The organism is Brevundimonas sp., from assembly GCF_032055285.1.
Classification (GTDB): domain Bacteria; phylum Pseudomonadota; class Alphaproteobacteria; order Caulobacterales; family Caulobacteraceae; genus Brevundimonas.
In genome coordinates this window covers 47,721-67,232 of record NZ_DAMBRE010000007.1, presented here as the reverse complement: position 1 = coordinate 67,232, position 19,512 = coordinate 47,721, and the positions used below count along the sequence as shown (strand labels likewise).

Annotated in this window: 14 protein-coding genes; 9 read left to right on the top strand and 5 right to left on the bottom strand. The window is 67.1% G+C overall.

Translation table 11 applies throughout. From position 1 onward, the window contains the following. Positions 1-633, bottom strand: a complete 633-nt coding sequence (locus RTY13_RS14955; protein WP_312784594.1) for a DsbA family protein — start codon at positions 631-633, stop codon at positions 1-3. A gap of 99 nt (positions 634-732) precedes the next feature. After that, the gene (locus RTY13_RS14950; RefSeq protein WP_312784593.1) at positions 733-1,296 is read right to left on the bottom strand and encodes a DciA family protein; all 564 of its coding nucleotides are present in this window, start codon (positions 1,294-1,296) and stop codon (positions 733-735) included. Positions 1,297-1,317: 21 nt separating this feature from the next. Between RTY13_RS14950 and mutY the strand changes: the two genes are divergently transcribed. Beyond that, on the top strand, positions 1,318-2,337 hold the full coding sequence (gene mutY, locus RTY13_RS14945; RefSeq protein ID WP_312784591.1) for an A/G-specific adenine glycosylase: 1,020 nt from the start codon (positions 1,318-1,320) through the stop codon (positions 2,335-2,337). On the opposite strand, the gene RTY13_RS14940 is transcribed toward mutY, so the two are convergent. The 3 genes from RTY13_RS14940 to RTY13_RS14930 all read right to left on the bottom strand — a co-directional run bounded on the left by RTY13_RS14940 (position 2,334) and on the right by RTY13_RS14930 (position 6,854). After that, entirely contained in the window at positions 2,334-4,481 is a 2,148-nt protein-coding gene (locus tag RTY13_RS14940; protein WP_312784589.1) for a glycogen debranching N-terminal domain-containing protein, read from the bottom strand. The genes mutY and RTY13_RS14940 overlap by 4 nt on opposite strands. Positions 4,482-4,549: 68 nt before the next feature. Beyond that, positions 4,550-5,665 (bottom strand): glycosyltransferase family 4 protein, encoded by a 1,116-nt coding sequence (locus tag RTY13_RS14935; protein WP_312784587.1) that lies wholly within the window; start codon positions 5,663-5,665, stop codon positions 4,550-4,552. A 109-nt stretch (positions 5,666-5,774) separates the two neighbouring features. Beyond that, on the bottom strand, positions 5,775-6,854 hold the full coding sequence (locus RTY13_RS14930; protein ID WP_312784585.1) for a site-specific DNA-methyltransferase: 1,080 nt from the start codon (positions 6,852-6,854) through the stop codon (positions 5,775-5,777). Positions 6,855-7,015: 161 nt separating this feature from the next. Here RTY13_RS14930 and murC point away from each other — a divergent pair, with 161 nt between their 5' ends. The 8 genes from murC to lpxC all read left to right on the top strand — a co-directional run bounded on the left by murC (position 7,016) and on the right by lpxC (position 19,512). Next, entirely contained in the window at positions 7,016-8,461 is a 1,446-nt protein-coding gene (gene murC / locus RTY13_RS14925) for a UDP-N-acetylmuramate--L-alanine ligase (protein ID WP_312784583.1), read from the top strand. Between the two features lie 153 nt (positions 8,462-8,614). Then, positions 8,615-9,523, top strand: a complete 909-nt coding sequence (gene murB / locus RTY13_RS14920) for a UDP-N-acetylmuramate dehydrogenase (RefSeq protein WP_312784581.1) — start codon at positions 8,615-8,617, stop codon at positions 9,521-9,523. Between the two features lie 241 nt (positions 9,524-9,764). After that, the gene (locus RTY13_RS14915) at positions 9,765-10,703 is read left to right on the top strand and encodes a D-alanine--D-alanine ligase (protein WP_312784579.1); all 939 of its coding nucleotides are present in this window, start codon (positions 9,765-9,767) and stop codon (positions 10,701-10,703) included. After that, positions 10,691-11,545 carry a cell division protein FtsQ/DivIB gene (locus RTY13_RS14910; RefSeq protein WP_312784577.1) on the top strand — a complete coding sequence of 285 codons (855 nt, stop codon included), beginning with the start codon at positions 10,691-10,693 and terminating at the stop codon, positions 11,543-11,545. The genes RTY13_RS14915 and RTY13_RS14910 overlap by 13 nt, the downstream gene beginning before the upstream one ends. A gap of 23 nt (positions 11,546-11,568) precedes the next feature. After that, the gene (ftsA, locus tag RTY13_RS14905; protein WP_312784575.1) at positions 11,569-12,894 is read left to right on the top strand and encodes a cell division protein FtsA; all 1,326 of its coding nucleotides are present in this window, start codon (positions 11,569-11,571) and stop codon (positions 12,892-12,894) included. Positions 12,895-13,235: 341 nt separating this feature from the next. Then, positions 13,236-16,589: a TonB-dependent receptor domain-containing protein gene (locus RTY13_RS14900; protein WP_312784574.1), complete on the top strand. Its 3,354-nt coding sequence runs from the start codon at positions 13,236-13,238 to the stop codon at positions 16,587-16,589. 259 nt (positions 16,590-16,848) lie between these two features. Beyond that, the gene (gene ftsZ, locus RTY13_RS14895; RefSeq protein WP_312784573.1) at positions 16,849-18,423 is read left to right on the top strand and encodes a cell division protein FtsZ; all 1,575 of its coding nucleotides are present in this window, start codon (positions 16,849-16,851) and stop codon (positions 18,421-18,423) included. A 189-nt stretch (positions 18,424-18,612) separates the two neighbouring features. After that, a complete protein-coding gene (gene lpxC, locus RTY13_RS14890) occupies positions 18,613-19,512 on the top strand; it encodes a UDP-3-O-acyl-N-acetylglucosamine deacetylase (protein WP_312063931.1) in 900 nt (299 codons plus the stop codon).

The following is a 19,512-nucleotide window of genomic DNA, read 5'->3' as shown; positions in this document are numbered from 1 at the left end:
TTATTTCTTGGCCAGTTCCGCGTCGATGGCTTCCGACAGGCCCGACATCGAGCTGTCCAGCACCTTGGTGCCGTTGACGAGGAAGGTCGGCGTGCCGGTCACGCCGGCGTCGATGCCGGCCTTGATGCGGTTGCTCATCTCTTCGATGGCGGCCTTGTCGCTGATGCAGGCCTCGGTCTGTTCCTGGCTCAGGCCAGCGGCGGCGGCGGCGCGGAACAGGGTGGTGCGCGGGGCCACGCCCGCCATCCATTCCTTCTGGCTGGCCATGATGTCGTGGACGACGTCGAAATACTTGTCCGGGCCGGCGCAGCGCGCGATCAGGAAGCCGGCGACGGCGATGTCCTGCGGCGGGGTCGGGAACTCGCGGAAGACGTAGCGCACCTTCTTGGTGTCCACGTACTTCGTCTTGAATTCGGGCCAGACTTCCTCGTTCCAGACGGCGCAGTGACCACAGGTGACCGAGGCGTATTCCACGACCGTGACCTTGGCGTCTTCGCCCGCGCCGACGCTCATGTCGCCCTGCGCGGCGCCGCCCGACTTGGCGGTGCAGCCGGCGACCGTGGCCATGGCGGCCAGGGCGGCGGCGGTCAGGGCCGCGCGGCGGCTCATCGAAGCGTAACGGAACGTAGCCATGGGGCGTCCTTGGGCGAAATGTGACTCGGAAGGATGGCGCGATTCCCTAGGGCGCGCGCGATCCGCATACTTGTCGAGAACAGGTGCGGCGAAGGTTTGTCAACGGCGCTCGTTTTCAGGAGGCTGCGACAGCACGGCCCGACCCAGTTTACGCAGGGCGGCTTTCAGGCTGTCGGGCGCGTCCTCGACAGCGGCGGCCAGTTCGGCTTCGACCGAGGCGGGCAGGGGCGGCAGGACCACCTTGCCGCGCGCACGGGGCTTGGCGCCCGCCACGGGCAGGGGCTTCACCGGTCCCTGGGCGATGCGCAGCTTCTCGACCGATCCGGCGCCGAGGAACAGGTTCACGCGTTGGATGATGTCTTCGGACTGATGCTGGACCAGCAGGGCGGCGGGGCCTGCCACGCGCAGCTCCAGCGTGCCGCCCGCGCCGCCGCGGCCCTTGGTCAGCTTCTGCGGGCGGGTGACGCGGGCCAGTCGCTCGCCGACGATCTCGATCCAGCGCGGCTCCAGGGCGCCGGCGCCGCGTCCGAACTGGGCGTCCAGCTTCTTGATCAGCGGGGCCAGCGAGCGACCGGCCGGGGGCGGCGGGCGCAACTGCGGGCGCGTCCGGCGTCGGGCCAGGATTTCGCGGGCTTCGCTTTCAGTGGGCAGAGGACGACGCATTCGTCCTATATACCGCGACCCATGCCCGACGTCCCCTCCCTCCGCGCCGCCCTGCTCGATTGGTACGACGCCCATGCGCGGACCCTGCCGTGGCGTGCGCCGCCGGGGTCGGGGACCCGCACCGACCCCTACCGGGTCTGGTTGTCCGAGGTCATGCTGCAACAGACGACGGTGCCGCACGCCGCCCCCTATTTCGAGCGCTTCACGGCGCGCTGGCCGACGGTCGGCGATCTGGCGGCGGTCGAGGATTCCGAGCTGATGGCCGCCTGGGCGGGGTTGGGCTACTACGCCCGCGCCCGCAACCTGCTGGCCTGCGCGCGAGCGGTGGCCAGCGATCATGGCGGCGTGTTTCCCGATACCGAGGCGGCCCTGCTGGCCCTGCCGGGGGTGGGGGCCTACACCGCCGCCGCCGTGGCCGCCATCGCCTTTGACCGGCCGGCCAATGTCGTGGACGGCAATGTGGAGCGGGTCATGAGTCGGCTGTTCGCGCTGGAGGCGCCTTTGCCCGCCGCGCGACCCGAGTTGAAGCGGCTGGCGGCCCTGTTCGTCAGCGACGATCGGCCCGGCGACTGGCCCCAGGCCTTGATGGATCTGGGCTCGGGCGTCTGTCGGCCCAAGTCGCCGTCGTGCGAGGTCTGCCCTCTGGCCTTCGGTTGCGAGGGGCAGAAGACCGGGGCGCCTGCCCGCTATCCGTTGAAGACCAAGAAGGCCGAGCGCCCGCACCGCCACGGCCACGCCTTCGTCCTGCGCGACGGCGCGGGCCGGGTTGGTCTGGTGCGCCGACCGGACAAGGGCTTGCTCGGCGGCATGCTTGGTCTGCCGACCTCGGACTGGAGCGCGGCCCCCATATTTCAGGCCCCTGTCGCCGGTGCCTGGACCGAGGCGGGGGCGGTTGAGCACGTCTTCACCCACTTCAGCCTGACCCTGACCGTCCATGTCGGGGCGGGCGATGGCGACTTCCTGTGGACCGAGGCGAACGAGGCTCTGGCTGCCCTGCCGACCGTGTTCCGCAAGGCGCTGGAGCGCGGAATGGCGGCCTAGCCCGTCACCCTCAGGTTGACCGTGCCCCGCCGCTCGCGCGGGATGACGACGACGTGGTTGTTCAATCTCTGGAAGGTCAGGTCGATGGCGCTGTCGCCGACCTCGAGGTCCAGGATCGACATCTGATGAAGCCCTGTCGGCATGGCGGGGTTGGACACCTCGACCAGCCCCTCGGCGGCGTTGACCGACACGCCCAGCACGGCCTTTAGCATCAGGAAGACAGACCCCGCCGCCCAGGCCTGGGGCAGGCAGGCGACCGGATAGGCGATGGGCGGCTCGCCCGTCTCGCGCACGAAGCCGCAGAACAGTTCCGGCAGACGCAACTGGAAATGGGCCGCCGCGCCAAAGACCTCGCCCAGCAGCATGGAGACAGCCTGTCGTTCGCCGTAGCGAGCCATGCCCGCCGCCGCCATGGCCGTGTCATGCGGCCAGACCGAGCCGTTGTGATAGCTCATGGGATTGAAGCGGGCCTGACCCTTGGCCAGGGTCCGCAGGCCCCAGCCTGAACGGAACTCCGCCGTCAGCATCCGCCGCGTCACCTGCCGGGCGCGCTCAGGCGACGGCAGGCCGCTGAACAACAGGTGCCCGGCGTTGGAGCCGATCGCCCGCATCTGCCGCCCGTCGCCGTCCAGGGCCACGGCGTAGAAGTTCTGGTCCTCCATCCAGAACCGCTCCTCGACCAAGGTTCGGACGGCCTCGGCTCGCGCCCGCCACTGTTCGGCGCGGTCATCGCCCAGGCGGGCGCCGATTTCCGCAAGGGCCTTCCACGCGGCGAAGGCGTAGCCCTGGACCTCGAGCAGGGCGACAGGGCCCTTGGGGAAGCGGCCGTCCAGGTCGAAGATGGAGTCCTCGCTATCCTTCCAGCCCTGGTTGGACAGGCCAGTCTCGGCGGCGCGAGCGTAGTCGATCAGACCGTCGCCATTGCTGTCGCCATAGTCGCTCATCCAGCCCGCCGCCGCGATCAGGTTCGGCCACAGGGCGCGGATGGTCCCATAGTCGTTGGTGCGTTTGGCGTAGGCGCCGGCCAGGGCGATGAACAGGCAGGTGGTGTCGACCCCGCCGTAGTAGAGGCCGAAGGGCACCTCGCCGAGGGCGCTCATCTCACCGCCGCGGGTTTCATGCATGATCTTGCCGGGGGCGGAGTCCATGAAGGGGTTGAACTCCGTCGCCTGCCGCGCCGCCAGATAGGTCAGCACCCCCTTGGCCAGGCTGGGGTCGATCCACAGCATTTGCCAGGCGGTGATGATGCCGTCGCGCCCGAACGGGGTCGAGAACCAGGGCACCCCGGCATAGGGGTAGGCGCCGGTCGGCAGGTCGGTGGTCAAAAGGGCCACGTCCGTTCGCGACTGCCGCAGCCAGTCGTTGACGCGCGGGTTGCGCGCCGCCTGGACGCTGGCCCCGCGCCGCATCCGTCGGCGCATGGCCAGGCGGGCCTGGATGGAATTCCAGCGCCAGCGCTCCTGATCGGGGGCGTCGCAGGCATCCAGGCCGCATTCAACATAGAGGTCCAGCTTCCTGCCCTTGGGCAGGCTGAACATGAACTCGGCCCGGTTGGCGCTGAGGCGGGCAGGCGGCTCGGAAAAGGCCAGGCAACTGGTCCGCAGCACCTGATCCAGTCCGGTGTAGCTGAAGCTGACGCGGCGGCCGTCCATGACCGGGGCGTGGACCTCGCCGCGCGTCAGGCGGGGCGTGCCGCGCACCTGGAAGATGTCGGCGAAATCGGCTCCGAACTCGAACGACAGCGGCAACAGGATGTCTTCGATGCCGTGGTTGACCATCCGCACCCGTTCGAACAGCCTCTTGTCCCAGAGGAAGCGCCGCCGCTCCAGATGCAGCACCCCCGCCGGGGCTGAGCGCCCGCCCATGGGCGGCAGGGGTCGGTTGGTCGAATGGCAGGTGAAGAAGACATTGTCCTCGGTCACGCCGGAACTGAGTCGCGACGGTCGCGCCCGCCCCACGGTCAGGACGAAGTGCGACAGCAACCGCGTGTCCCGATCGAACAGGCCGTCGGCCCCGCTTTTGACGTCGCCCCAGTGGTCCGCCACCAGAAAGGTGTCGGCGTCCTTGAGCGCCATCAAGGTCTCGAGGCCGTCCTGATCGCTGTTGTCGGCGGCGGTAGTCTGGACCGAATAGGCGTCGTCCATGGTCTGCCTCGCTTCTGACGAAGGTCGCTCAGCCGCCCCTGAAGGAAATGGCCGAACGGGCGAAGGGTTCAGCCGAGGGCGGCGAAGCTGTGATCCTCGCCGGCGATACGAACCCTGGGCCGCGCTGCGTCCAGCACATGGGCGGCATAGGGTCGCCGGGCCAGAAGGTCGCCGTAGACGTCGAGATAGCGCCGGGCCATGGCCGTGGCCGAGAAGCGCAGGTCGAACCGCGCCCGGATCGCCTCGCGGTCCAGCGCCTGCGCCCGCCCTGCGGCGGCCACGGCCTGATCCATCGTATCCACCAGGAAGCCGGTGGCCCCGTCTTCGATGATCTCGGGCGTCGAGCCGCAGCGGAAGGCGACGACCGGCGTGCCGCAGGCCATGGCCTCGATCATCACCAGGCCGAAGGGCTCGGGCCAGTCGATGGGGAACAACAGGGCTCCGGCTCCGCCCAGGAAGGCCGACTTATGCGCGTCGCCGATCTCGCCGACGAACTCGATCAGGGGATTGCCCTCGACCAGGGGCCTGATGACCGTCTCCCAATAGGCCGCGTCGGCGGCGTCGACCTTGGCCGCGATCTTCAGCGGCTTGCCCAGACGCGTGGCGATCTCGATGGCCCGGTCCGGGCGCTTCTCGGGCGAGATGCGGCCGAGGAAGGCCAGGTAGCCCTCCGACTTCGGCGAGAAACGATAGAGGTCCCCGGGCATCCCGTGATGCACCGTCGCCTTCCAGTTGGCGGCGGGCAGAGGGCGGCGCTGATCGTCGGAGATGGAGACCAGGCCGAACTCTGACCACTGAGCATAGACCTCGGGCAGGTCCTTCAGGTCGAGGCGCCCGTGCAGGGTCGTCAGGGTCTTGTCCGCCAGGTCGCGGAAGAAGGGGAAGTGGACCATGTCGGTGTGGAAGTGGATGACGTCGAAGTCGTCGGCGCGATCCAGCACCTCGGCCAGCATGGTCATGTGGGCGGCCAGGTCGGACTTCAGCGGCTCAGGGTCCAGACGGATGGCCTGATCGCGCACCGGGATCAGCCGCGCCCGCGTCTCGGCTTCGGCGCTGGCGAACAGGGTCACCTCATGGCCCAGTTCGACCAGGGCGTCGGTCAGGTGGGCGACGACCCGCTCGGTGCCGCCGTAAAGGCGCGGCGGCACCGCCTCGTAGAGGGGCGTGACCTGGGCGATCTTCATCATCCGACTCCCGCGCCCCCGCTGGCGCACTGGAATCGTCAACACGGGTCAATGACCGGGGTTCCAGCTTGGCTGAAACGATAGTCGAAAGCTTTACAGTGACTTGCGCCTACTGCATCCCGGCGCGGATCTCGGCGCGCAGGGCGTCGATGGGGCGCAGGCCCGTGTCGGTCTTGAAGCGCCAGTAGGTCCAGCCGTTGCAGGCCGGGGCGTTTTCCAGCAGGGCGCCCAGCTTGTGGATCGAGCCGGTCATGGAGCCGGACACCAGCGAGCCGTCGGCGCGCACGCGGGCCTCATGGTCGCCCTTGGGGCAATACAGTTTGTCGCCCGGGGCCAGCAGCCCGGCTTCGACCAGGGCGCCGAACGGCACCTTGGGTTCGGCCTTCTTGGAACCGGTGACGACCAAGTCCTCGGGCGCGGCGGGGATGACCGCCTTGATGCGCTTCTCGGCCAGTTTGGCGTAGGTCTCGTCGCGTTCGATGCCAATGAAGTGACGGCCCAGGCGCTTGGCTGCGGCCCCGGTGGTGCCGGTGCCGAAGAAGGGGTCCAGCACCACGTCGCCGACGCGGCTGGCCGACAGCAGCACCCGGTGCAGCAGGGCCTCGGGCTTCTGCGTCGGGTGGGCCTTGTCGCCGTTCTCGTCCTTCAGGCGCTCGTTGCCGGTGCACAGGGCCAGGGTCCAGTCCGAGCGCATCTGGGTGTCTTCGTTGAAGGCCTTCAGCGCATCGTAGTTGAAGGTGTAGCGCTTCTGCTCGCGCGACTTGGCGGCCCAGATCAGGGTCTCGTGCGCATTGGTGAAGCGCGTGCCCTTGAAGTTCGGCATGGGGTTGGACTTGCGCCAGATGATGTCGTTCAGCACCCAGAAGCCCAGGTCCTGCATCGCCGAACCGAGGCGGAAGATGTTGTGATAGCTGCCGATGACCCAGAGCGAGCCCTCGTCCTTCAGCACCCGGCGGCACTCGCCCAGCCAGGCGCGGGTAAAGGCGTCATAGGCGGCGAAGCTGTCGAACTTGTCCCACTCGTCGTCGACCGCGTCGACCTTGGAGTTGTCGGGACGCAGCAGATCGCCGCCCAGCTGCAGGTTATAGGGCGGATCGGCGAAGACCATGTCCACCGACTTGTCCGGCAGGCCCTTCAGCACCTCGATGCAGTCGCCACGCAGGATGACGTCGGTCTTCAACTCGGACATGGAAAAGCGGCCCCGGACAGATGAGGGGCTTATGGTGAATCCTTACGGTTAAGGCGGAGTAACCAAACTTAAGATCCCGACAGATCGAGAGAATCCTTTGCCCGCGCGGACGACAGGCAAAGATGGTGCAAATCGCATCCCGTCTGAGCTATGAGGCGAGGATGATCGCACGCCTTCGCCCCGTTCCGTTCGCCCTCGGGCCTGTCCACTTCGTCGGCATCGGCGGCATCGGCATGAGCGGCATCGCCGAGATCATGCTGAAGATCGGCTATCAGGTGTCCGGTTCGGACGCTAAGGCCAGCGCCAACACCGAGCGGCTCGAGAAGCTGGGCGCCCGCATCTACATCGGCCACGACGCCGCCCATGTGACCGAGGGCGTCTCGGCGGTGGTCTATTCCACGGCGGTCAAGGCGACGAACCCGGAGCTGGTCGTGGCGCGCGAGCGTCGCATTCCCCTGGTGCGCCGCGCCGAGATGCTGGCCGAGCTGATGCGCCTGCAATTCTCGGTCGGCGTCGGCGGCACCCACGGCAAGACGACGACGACCTCGATGGTCGCGGCCCTGCTGGACGCCGGTTCGCTGGACCCGACGGTGGTCAACGGCGGCATCATCAACGCCTATGGCACCAACGCCAAGGTGGGTGAGGGCGACTGGATCGTGGTCGAGGCCGACGAGAGCGACGGCTCCTTCCTGCGCCTGAAGTGCACGGTCGCGGTCATCACCAACATCGACCCGGAACACCTGGACCACTACGGCGACTTTGACGCGGTCAAGAAGGCTTTCTGCGACTTCATCGAGGATATTCCCTTCTACGGCTTCGGCGTGGTCTGTCTGGACCACCCCGAGGTGCAGAAGCTGGCGGCCCAGATCGATAACCGCCGTCTGGTCACCTACGGCCTGAACCCCCAGGCCATGGTGCGCGCCGAGAACGTGCAGATGTCGCCCGACGGCTCGCGCTTCGACGTGGTCATTCAGGGCCAGGGTCTGGCCGCGCTGGACGAGCCGACCCGCATCGAGGGCCTCTATCTGCCCATGGCCGGCTGGCACAATGTGTCCAACTCTCTGGCCGCCATCGCCGTGGCGCGCGAGCTGGGCGTGGATGACGACTCCATCCGTCAGGGTCTGGCCGGCTTCGGCGGGGTCAAGCGGCGCTTCACCACCACGGGCGTGGTCGGCGGCGTGCGCGTCATCGACGACTACGGCCACCACCCGGTCGAGATCGCCGCCGTGCTGAAAGCCGCCCGTCAGGTGGTCCAGTCGGCCGACAATCCGGGCCGCGTCATCGCCGTGGTCCAGCCGCACCGCTACACCCGCCTGCGCGATCTGATGCAGGACTTCTCGACCTGCTTCGCCGACGCCGACAGTGTTCTGGTCGCCGACGTCTATCCGGCGGGCGAGCAGCCGATCGAGGGCGTCGACAAGCACGCCCTGGCCGAGGGCATCCGCCGCTATGGCCACCGTCAGGTCGCCGCCCTGGAAAACGCCGCTGTCCTGCCGCGCGTCATCAAGGACGAGGCCAGGCCGGGCGATCTGGTCGTCCTGCTGGGCGCCGGCGACATCACCAGCTGGGCCTACGCCCTGCCGGCGCAACTCGAAGCCCTCGGCTGAGGCTTTCCACCATCCGCTCATCCCCGCGGAGGCGGGGACCCAGTGTTTTGGCCTCAAGCCGCGACGCTCAGGGTCTTGCGCGGAAATGCTCAACCGGGCATCGCAGTAGCTCTTACTGGGTCCCCGCCTCCGCGGGGATGAGCGGAAATAATGATGTCCTGGCGCGATAATCTCCCGACCGTGCGCGGCAAGCTGCTGCTAAACGAGCCGCTGGGGCCCTACACTTGGTTTCGCGTGGGCGGGGCGGCGGACGCCCTGTTCATCCCGGCGGACGCCGAGGATCTGGCCGACTTCCTCAAGGCCCTGCCGGAATCCGTGCCAGTCACCATCATCGGCGTCGGCTCCAACCTGATCGTGCGCGACGGCGGGGTCGAGGGCGTTGTGATCCGTCTGGCCGGGCGCGCCTTCGCCGCCATCACGACCGAGGGCGACACCATCACCGCTGGCGCGGGCGCGCTGGACTCGATGGTTGCCAAGGCTTCGGCCAAGGCAGGCATCGCCGGGCTGGAATTTTACGCCGGCATTCCCGGCACCATCGGCGGCGCCCTGACCATGAACGCGGGCTGCTATGGTTCCGAGACCAAGGACGTTCTGGTCTCGGCCTGGGGTCTGACGCGTCAGGGCGAGCGGATCGAGCTGGCTCTGGCCGACTTCGGCTACACCTATCGCCACTCCAACGCCCCGGCGGGCGTCATCTGGATGGAGGCGACCTATCGTGGCGCGCCCGACGCGCCCGAGGCCGTCACCGCCCGCATCAACGAGATCACCAGCCGCCGCGAGACGACCCAGCCGATCCGCGAGAAGACAGGCGGCTCGACCTTCAAGAACCCCGAGGGTCACTCCTCGTGGAAACTGGTCGATGAGGCCGGCTGGCGCGGCAAGCTGCACGCCGAGACCGGCGGTGGCGCCAAGTTCAGCGAGCTGCATTCCAACTTCATGATCAATCCGGGCGAAGCCACCGCCGCCGACATCGAGGGCCTGGGCGAAGCCGTCCGCGCCGATGTTCTAAAGAAGACCGGCGTCCAGCTGGACTGGGAAATCAAGCGCATCGGGCGGAAGTAAAAGCCCTTCTCCCCTTGAGGGAGAAGGTGGCCCGTCAGGGCCGGATGAGGGGTGTCGGCGCGACATTTCCATCCAATCGACAACCCAGCTTCCGCGCACCCCTCATCCGTCTTGCTCCGCAAGCCACCTTCTCCCTCAAGGGGAGAAGGAAGGCGCTTAAATTCGTCACCCGACCCGCTATCGTTTCCAACCGGTTAACCGTATTCAGGGCATAGGGGCGGGCTAGTAGTCGGATCGTCCCATGCGCGCGCCCCTGAACACTCTTCACGTCGCTGTCCTGATGGGCGGCCTGTCGTCGGAACGCGAGGTTTCGCTGTCCTCGGGCCGTGGCTGCGCCGACGCCCTGGAAGGGCAGGTCGCCAAGGTCACGCGCGTCGACGCTGGCCGCGATCTGGCCCAGGTGCTGACGGCCCTGAAACCCGACGTCGTCCTGAACGCCCTGCACGGCAAATGGGGCGAGGACGGCTGCGTTCAGGGCATCCTCGAGACGCTGAAAATTCCCTACACCCACTCCGGCGTCCTGGCCTCGGCCCTGGCCATGGACAAGGACAAGTCCAAGGCCGTGCTGCGCGCGGCGGGCGTCATCGTGCCCGGCGGCGGTCTGTTCGACCGGCATGAGGTCGCGCGCGGTCACGTCATCCCGCCGCCCTATGTCATCAAGCCCAACGCCGAGGGGTCTTCGGTCGGCGTCTATGTGGTGCACGAAAGCGCGGAATCTCCCCCTGTCGAGGTGGGCGCCCCGGAGTGGACCTATGGCGACCTGGTCATGGTCGAGCCCTTCATTCGCGGCAAGGAGCTGGCCGTCACCGTTCTGGGCGAGGCGACCGGCCCGCGCGCCCTGACCATTACGGACATCACACCGACCAAGGGCTTCTACGACTATGAAGCCAAGTACGCCGAGGGCGGCTCCAAACACGTCCTGCCCGCCGAACTGCCCGCCCATGTCTTCGAGAAGGCCCTGCGCCAGTCCGAACTGGCCCACGCGGCCATGGGCTGTCGCGGCGTGTCGCGAGCCGACTTCCGTTATGACGATGTTAACGACGTTCTCGTTCTTCTGGAGGTCAACACCCAGCCCGGCATGACGCCGACCTCGCTCAGTCCCGAGCAGGCGGCCTATGTCGGGATGGCGTATCGTGATCTGGTTCGGTGGATGGTGGAGGACGCCTCATGCCCGCGGTAGTGCGCGGCGGTCGGCGACAGGGCGCGACGAAGGGCCGGGGGCCGGGCTCCCGCAACGCCCCGGCCACGCCGGGCAAGGTCGCCGCCATCGGTCGGTTGGACTTGTCGCCGCGCGCGGTCCTAATCTCCATCGTGGCGGGCGTCTTGGTGCTGGGCGGGGTCCTGGCGACCGGGGCGCGCGCCGAGCGCATTTCCAACTCGGTCTCCAACAAGTTCGACAGCGTCACCTCGGGCATGGGCCTGAAGGTCAAGCAGGTTCACGTCACCGGCGCCTCGCCCGAGGCCAGGGCGGCGATCCAGCAAGCCGTCGGCGTCAGCGCCGATCAGCCCATCGTCAGTCTGGATCTGAACGCCGTGCGCGACCGGGTGCAGGCCGTGGGCTGGGTCAAGGAGGCGCGCGTGGTGCGCCTGTTGCCCGACACCCTGATCGTCGACGTCAAGGAACACGACCGTCTGGCCGTCTGGCAGACGGGCGGCCACGCCTATGTCATCGACAGCAGCGGCAAGGTCATTCCGGGCGCCGACGCCGGCCGCTATTCCAAGCTGCCGCTGGTTGTCGGCAAGGGCGCCGATCAGACCGCGTCTGAAATCCTGCCCCTGCTGGCCCAGCGTCCGCGCCTTATGGCGCGCATCGAGGCCCTGGTCCGGGTGGACGAGCGCCGCTGGGACCTGCGCCTCAAGGACGGCAGCCTGATCCAGCTGCCCGCCGTCGATCAGGACAGCGCCCTGATCCGCCTCGACGCGCTGGATCAGCGCGAACGCCTTCTCGATCTGGGCTTCGCCCGGGTCGATCTCCGCACGCCCGAGGAGGTCGCCGTCCGGCCCTCCGAAGGCGCCGTCTGACACGACTATTCAGGATACGCACCATGGCCGGACGCAGCCGAGACACGAACACGGACCAAGCCAAGGGCGCCCCGCGCGCTCCGGCCGTGGCCGCGCTCGACCTGGGCCAGTCCAAGGTCGCTTGCTTCATCATGAAGCCCGAGGGCGTGCGCCACGCCGACCGCACCATCCGCGTCGCCGGGGCCAGCCACGTTCAGTCGCGCGGCGTGCGCGGCGGGGCCATCGTCAACATGGACGAGGCGGCCCAGGCCATCGGTCACGCCGTCGAGCGGGCGGAACGCGCCGCCGGTTCACCCGTCTCCGGCGTCATCGTCACCACGGCGATCGGCCAGATGGCCAGCCACCGGGTCCAGGCCCGCGTTTCGCTCGGCGCCCATCCAATCAGCGACAGCGACCTGGCGCGCGCCATCGGCATGGCCCTGGCCCAGATCCGCCTGCCCAACCGCCGCCCGATCCACGTCCTGCCCATCGCCTGGTCGGTGGACGGGGCGCGCGGCGTCCATGACCCTCGCTCGATGCGCGGCGGTTCGCTCGGCCTCGATCTGCTGGTCGTCTCCATGTCCGAGGGCTCCTTCGGTGCCCTCAGCCACTGCTTGGAGTTGGCCCACCTCGACCTGCAAGGCGTCGCCGCCGCCCCCGTCGTCTCCTCGCTCGCCGCGCTGGAAGAGGACGAGATGGAGCTGGGCAGCGTCTGCATCGACATGGGCGGCGGCTCGACCTCGGCGGCGGTCTGGGGCGGGCGCAGCCTGCTGCATATCGAATCGCTGAACGTCGGCGGCGATCACGTCACCGCCGACATCGCGCGCGGCCTGTCGACCTCCAAGGTCGGCGCCGAGCGCCTGAAGACCTTGCATGGCTCCGCCATGGCTTCGGCGAACGAGGACCGCGAGATGCTGGAGGCCCCGCCGCGCGGCGAGGACCCGTCCGCCGGTCCCGTCATCGTCCCGCGCGCCATGCTGAAGACCGTCATCGCCCCGCGCGTCGAGGAGACGCTGGAGCTCCTGCGCGACCGGCTGAAGCACGCCGGCGTCGGCATGGACCCCGGCGCGGGCATCGTCCTGACCGGCGGCGCCAGCCAGTTGAACGGCGTGCGTGAACTGGCCGTGCGCGTGTTCGACCGCCCGGTCCGTCTGGGCAAGCCGCAACGCGCGCCCCACCTGGCCGACGCCGCGTCCGGTCCGGCCTTCTGCTCGGCCTCGGGCGTCCTGCTGCGCGCCGCCTACGGCCCGCGCGAGGCCGTCTCCGCCCGCAAGCTGATGTCCCGTCAGATCACCGCCGCCGACGCCCCCAAGGTGCACCGCGGCGGCATGGTGGCCCGCGCCGCCGGCTGGCTGCGCGACAACTTGTAGCGCTTTGGCGGCGCTGACGCGCCGTTCACGCCGTAATTTGGACCTATTTACGCAATCGTCGTCACGCGAGTGTAGACGAACAATTTCGTCCATTGGCGATTTATAGGCAAAATAAGCCTCAAATTGATCGAAATTTGAGCCAATTTTCGTTCAGTGAACAGGTTTCGGTCATATGTGACCTTGGTGTGTCCTGATTGTTACAGGTTTGACGCTCAATGGCCCGATTTGGGTCACAAAGCTTGTCCGTGGTTCATTTTGCATTAGAGGGGGACTTCTGTCGGGGGGACGCCTGCGCGTCTTCGCCGTGCTGCAGTTCAATTTAGGTTGGGGCCAGAATCCAAATGCATTTGAAGCGCAACTATCTATTCGGGACGACCGTCCTGGCCGGCTTGATCGCCGTTTCGGCTCCGGCCTTCGCCCAGCAGGCGGAAGAACGTCCGGTTGTGATCGCCCCTGTTCAGGTGAACGAACAGGCGACCCAGGTCGGCGAGATCGTCGTCACGGGTTCGCGTATCCGTCGTGACCCGGTCAACGCCCCGACGCCGCTGATCCAAGTGAGCCAGCAGCAGCTGATGGACACTGGCATGACCAGCGTCATCGACTATCTGGCGACCATTCCGGCCCTGTCGAACTCCCTGGTTCCGTCGGACACCACCGGTTCGCTGAACATCGCCGGCGTTTCGGCCGCCAACCTGCGCACGCTGGGCACGGACCGCGTGCTGACGCTGATCGACGGTCGCCGTCAGGTCGGTGCTCAGGTCGGCCGCCTGCTGGTCGACGTCGACACCATTCCGCGCCTGCTGATCGAGAACATCGAGATCATCACCGGCGGCGCTTCGTCGGTTTACGGCGCTGACGCCGTTTCGGGCGTGCTGAACTACAACCTGCGCAAGGACTTCGAAGGCCTCGAGATCGACGCCAACGTGGGTCAGATCGCGGGCGACGACTTCGACGCGCCGCTGACGCGCCGCATCTCGGGCTTGATCGGTAAGAACTTCTTTGACGACCGTCTGAACCTCTACGCCTTCGCTGAATACGAGAAGATCGACCACGTCGAGGGTGAAGACCTGGCCTGGCTGCGCGACGGCCGCACGGTCGTCGCCGTGGACGCGGATCCGACCAACCCGGCGATCGGCCCTGCTGCTGACGGCAACTACGACAACGGTCTGTTCTACGACGTGCGCTACGTCGGTCGTCCGCGCTGGGGCGTCACCAACGTGGCCAACAGCCAGCAGCCTTCGGCGACTTCGAACCCGCTGATCCCGCTGGCCAACTGCACCAGCTTCACCGCAGCCGCCTGCTTCGCCATCGATCCGGCCAAGACCTACTGGTACGAAAACGGCCAGGCGCGCCTCGTCAATATGGGTACGCGTATCGGCGCGGTCGGCACCAACCGCCCGTTCAACATCGGCGGCGACGGCGACAACTCGAACACCACTTTTGGGGGCTTCTCGCGGACGCCGGAATCGGAGTCGGCGCGCTTCCAGGTCGGCGCCAACTTCAAGGTGACCGACAATGTCACCGCCTATGTCGAAGCCAAGTATGTGGATGAAGAGAGCTTCATCCGCACCCAGCCCAGCTTCTTCGACGTCTATATCTCGAACACCTACACGGCGAACGCCGTTCAGCCGCTGTTGAGCTCGTCGGCCTTCACGACGCGTATCGACGACAACGCCTTCCTGCCGGCCATCGTGCGCGCCGCCCTGCAGAACAACGTCGTCAACACCTATGGTTCGCCGACGGCTACGACGCCGGGCGTCGTCACCGGCACGGCGGTTCGCAACTTCGCGCGTCACCAGGCCTTCGGCATCGACCGCACCCAGGAAAACTCGCGTCAGGTTCAGCGCTACGTCGCGGCCCTGAACGGCAGCTATGACCAGGTCGGCTTCATCCGCAACTTCGGATGGGACGTGTCCTACACCTTCGGGCAGATGGACAACTACAACCAGGAAACCGGCATGGACGTGCTGCGGACGGCGCTTGCGCTGGACGCCGTCGTCGACAGCGCGGGCATCGTGGCCGGCAAGCCGGGCCAGATCGTCTGCCGCGCCCAACTGCTGGCCGCCCAAGGCCGTCCGGTCGACAACTGGAGTGGCAACCTGGACGACAAGCGTGAGTTCCTGTCCAAGACCGATCCGGAAGTCGCCCAGTGCGCTCCGCTGAACGTCTTCGGCGCCGGCAACCAGTCGGCCGAAGCCATCGACTACATCACGGCGTCGATCTTCCTGGACGAGCGCAACCGTCAGCAGAACTTCATCGCTTCGCAGTCGGGTCAGCTGTGGGACTTCTGGGGCGCCGGTCCGCTGGGCTACGCCGTGGGCGTCGAATGGCGCAAGGAAGAGGCTCAGGGCCTCGGCCGCACCAACTCTACGGCGGGTCGTTACCTGCAGTTGAACACGGGCGGCGACTTCCTGCCGTCCTCGTACGACAGCAACGAAGCCTTCGCTGAAATCGCGATCCCCCTGCTGCGTGACAGCTGGCTGGGCGAGTTCGCCGAACTGAGCGGTTCCTACCGCTACTTCGACTACTCGCAGGCCGGAACGGGCGACGTCTATGGCGTGAACCTGATCTATCGTCCGATCCAGGACATCACGTTCAAGACCAGCTTCAACACCTCGTTCCGTTCGCCGAACCTGGCTGAAACCAACTCGCCGCTGACCCAGACGTTCGCCAACGGCTTCGTCGATCCTTGCGACACGCGTCAGATCAACTCGTCGGCGCGTACCGGCGACGAGCGCGCCAACCGCATCGCCAACTGTCAGGCGCTGGCTGCGGCCAAGGGTCTGTCGTTCAACTGGACCGACATCACGGCGGCCAACGCCTATCTGCCGACCTACTCGTCGGGCATCGCCGGCGTGAACGGCGGCAACCCGGAACTGAAGCCGGAAACCTCGGAATCCTTCACCTTCTCGACGGTTCTGCAGCCGCGCTTCATCCCGAACTTCTCGGTCGTTCTCGACTACTATGAGATCAAGATCGAGAACGTCATCCAGTCGGTTTCGGCTCAGATCCTGGCCAACCAGTGCGTTGATGGTCCGGCTCTGGACACCTTCGCCTGCGAGCGCATCTTCCGCGAAACGGGCGCGGCTGACGCCACGGAAGCCTTCAAGGTGGGTCGCCCCAGCGGCGACGCAGTCGGCGGCTTCATCCAGGTGCCGCTGAACTACGCACGTCGTGAAGTCCGCGGTCTGGACTTCAAGGCCCGCTACGGCATCGAAACGGCTGACGTCATCGGTCGCGACTGGGGTTCGATCACCTGGGATCTGGGTGGTTCGTGGCTCATCGAGCAGAAGAACTACAACAGCTTCACCTCGCCGGACACCTTCACGGAATCGGCTTCGGCGCTGTACTATCCGCGCGTGCGCATGACGAACCGGTTCACCTGGCAGCCGACCCCGGACCTGTCGATGACCTGGACCACCGACTGGCAGACCGCGCAGAACATCATCTTCATGCGTGACTTCGTCGCCGGCGGTAACACGGACTCGCGTCCGGTCGACAAGCTGGATACGGGCAACTTCGCTCGTAACGACTTCTCGGTCCGTTACTCGGTGAACGATGAAGTCACGGTTCGTGCTGGTGTGACGAACATCTTCAACAAGGAGCAGAACCCCTGGCTGGGCGATGCTCTCTACTCGAACTTCGACCCCTACGGTCGTCGCTTCTACCTCGGCCTGAACTTCCGTCCCTGGTAAGTTCGGTTCGATCCGACAACGGAAAGGGCGGCTCGCAGGAGCCGCCCTTTTTGCATCTCGAGACCGAAGCGCTCGAAAAAATGAAGGATATCTGCGGCCAAGCTAGAGAACAGGCTGTCACAATCGCCGACTCATATTACCGAGGTAACACTCCGTTAACGCAAAGAGGGTTTTCCTTAACGCGCTCATAACCAATGCGATTCGGCGGGGATTTCGCATTGGGGTTAACGGGCAGGGTCGGAAAGTCGGAACAACAATCATGTCTCTCTCGCTGGTGAAGCCGCAACACACGGAACTGAAGCCCCGGATCGTCGTCTTCGGCGTCGGCGGCGCGGGCGGAAACGCCGTGAACAACATGATCGACGCCGGCCTCGAAGGGGTCGAGTTCGTCGTCGCCAACACCGACGCCCAGCACCTCAGCTTCGCCAAGACCGATCGCCGCATTCAACTGGGCGAGACCATCACCCAGGGCCTCGGCGCCGGCGCCCACCCCGAAGTCGGCATGAACGCCGCCGAGGAGAGCGCTGATGAAATCCACGCGCATCTGGACGGCGCGCACATGGTCTTCATCACCTGCGGCATGGGCGGCGGCACCGGCACCGGCGCGGCCCCCGTCATCGCCAAGTGCGCGCGCGATCGCGGCATCCTGACCGTCGGCGTCGTGACCAAGCCCTTCACCTTTGAAGGCCGTCACCGCATGCGTCTGGCGGACTCGGGCGTGGCCGAGCTGCAACGCTACGTCGACACCCTGATCGTCATTCCGAACCAGAACCTGTTCCGCGTCGCCAACGAGCGCACGACCTTCGCCGACGCCTTCGGCATGGCTGACCAGGTCCTGCACTCGGGCGTGCGCTCGATCACCGACCTGATGATCCTGCCGGGCCTGATCAACCTCGACTTCGCCGACGTCCGCGCCGTCATGTCCGAAATGGGCAAGGCGATGATGGGCACGGGCGAGGCCACCGGCGACGATCGCGCCCTTCTGGCCGCCCAGAACGCCATCGCCAATCCGCTGCTGGACGAGACCAGCCTCAAGGGCGCCAAGGCCGTGCTGGTGAACATCACCGGCGGCCTGGACATGACCCTGCTGGAAGTGGATGAGGCCGCCAACGCCATCGCCGCCGAAGTGGACGGCGACGCCAACATCATTTTCGGCGCCGCCTTCGACCCGGCCCTGGACGGCAAGATCCGCGTCTCGGTCGTCGCGACCGGCATGGACGAGGCCGTCATCCAGAAGATCGAACCCCAGGGCTCGGCCTTCTCGGACCGGCGTCCGGCGACGACCGCCGCGGCGCCGCGCCAGCCCGAAGTCCGCATCGACCCGGTTCGCGAACCGGTCCGCGCGCCCGAGCCCGCCCCGGTCTATGAGGCCCCGGCCGCCCGCGCCGCGCCCGAGCCGCGTCCCGATCCGGTCATCCATGACGCGCCCCGCAATCTGGAGCCGATCGTCGATCCCTGGGTCGAGGAATACGAATCCGGCGCCGTCCGCGCTCAACCGGCCGCCGCCTCGCAGGGCGACCTCTACTTCGACCGCGCCCAGCCTGAGCAGCCGGCGGCCCGTCCGGCCCCGCGTCGCGAAGAGCCGGTGGCTGAAGAAGAATACTACGACGACCGCGATCACCGCCGCAGCGGCTGGAGCCTGTTCGGCAAGAAGCGCCAACAGCCGCAACAGCAACAGCAGCAGCCGTCCTACGCGCCGCCGCCGTCGTCGAACCGCACGACCCAGCAACTGCGCCAGTCCCAGTCCGTCCAGCCGACCCTGGACTATCAGGCCGGCCAGGCTGAAGACGACGACCTGGAAATCCCGTCCTTCCTTCGCCGTCTCGCGAACTGATCGGACGAAAGCCTGATTGAAACGCCCCGGAGCCCGGCTCCGGGGCGTTTTTCATTGTTACGCCCTGTCGTCAGACCGAAACATTTCGAAACCCATCTTTCATTTCGCGCTTGAGCCGTCGTGGTTAAACGACAGGCGAGGCGAACTCCGCACGACTGCGCGGAGCCGCGCAACACAGAGAGTTTCAGCTTGTCGGTCCGCAACGACCATCACGAACAGACCATCGTCGCCCCGGCCATCACGGCCGGCGTGGGCGTTCATACCGGCCAGCGCGTCAAGCTGGTCGTGCGTCCGGCTGCGCCCGGCGCGGGCATCGTCTTCGTGCGCACCGACATCACCGACCGGGACAACCGCATCCCCGTCTCGGGCGAGGCCGTCGTCGACGCCCGCCTGAACACCATGATCGAGAATGCGGCGGGCGTGCGCCTGTCGACCATCGAGCACCTGATGGCCGCCTTGTGCGCGCTTGGCGTCTCCAACGCCGTGATCGAGGTCGATGGTCCTGAGCTGCCGATCCTGGACGGTTCGGCCCTGCAGTTCGTGCAACTGCTCGATCGCGCCGGCTTCCGCCGTCAGGAAGCCCCGATCCGCTACATCGAGATCCTGAAGCCGATCCGGGTGGAGGAGGGCGACAAGTCCGCCGTTCTTCTGCCCTGCGACCGCTATGAGATGCGCTTCGAGATCGACTTCCCCACGCCGGTCATCGGCAATCAGGTGGTGGACTTCGTCGTGGACGAGGCGACCTTCCGCTCGGACATCATGGCCGCCCGCACCTTTGGCTTCGCCCACGAGGTCGAGGCCCTGCGTCAGGCCGGTCTGGCCCGCGGCGGTTCGCTGGAAAACGCCGTGGTCATCGACGGCGACGAGATCCTGAACCCCGGCGGTCTGCGCATGGAACGCGAGTTCGTGCGTCACAAGGCCCTGGACGCCATCGGCGACCTCTACGTCCTCGGCGCGCCCCTGCTGGGCCGCTACGAAGGCGTCAAGGCGGGCCACGCCCTGAACAACAAGCTGGTCCGCGCCCTGCTGGCCCAGCCCGACGCCTGGCGCGTCACCACCCGCGTCCCCGACATGGCCATGGCGGGCTAG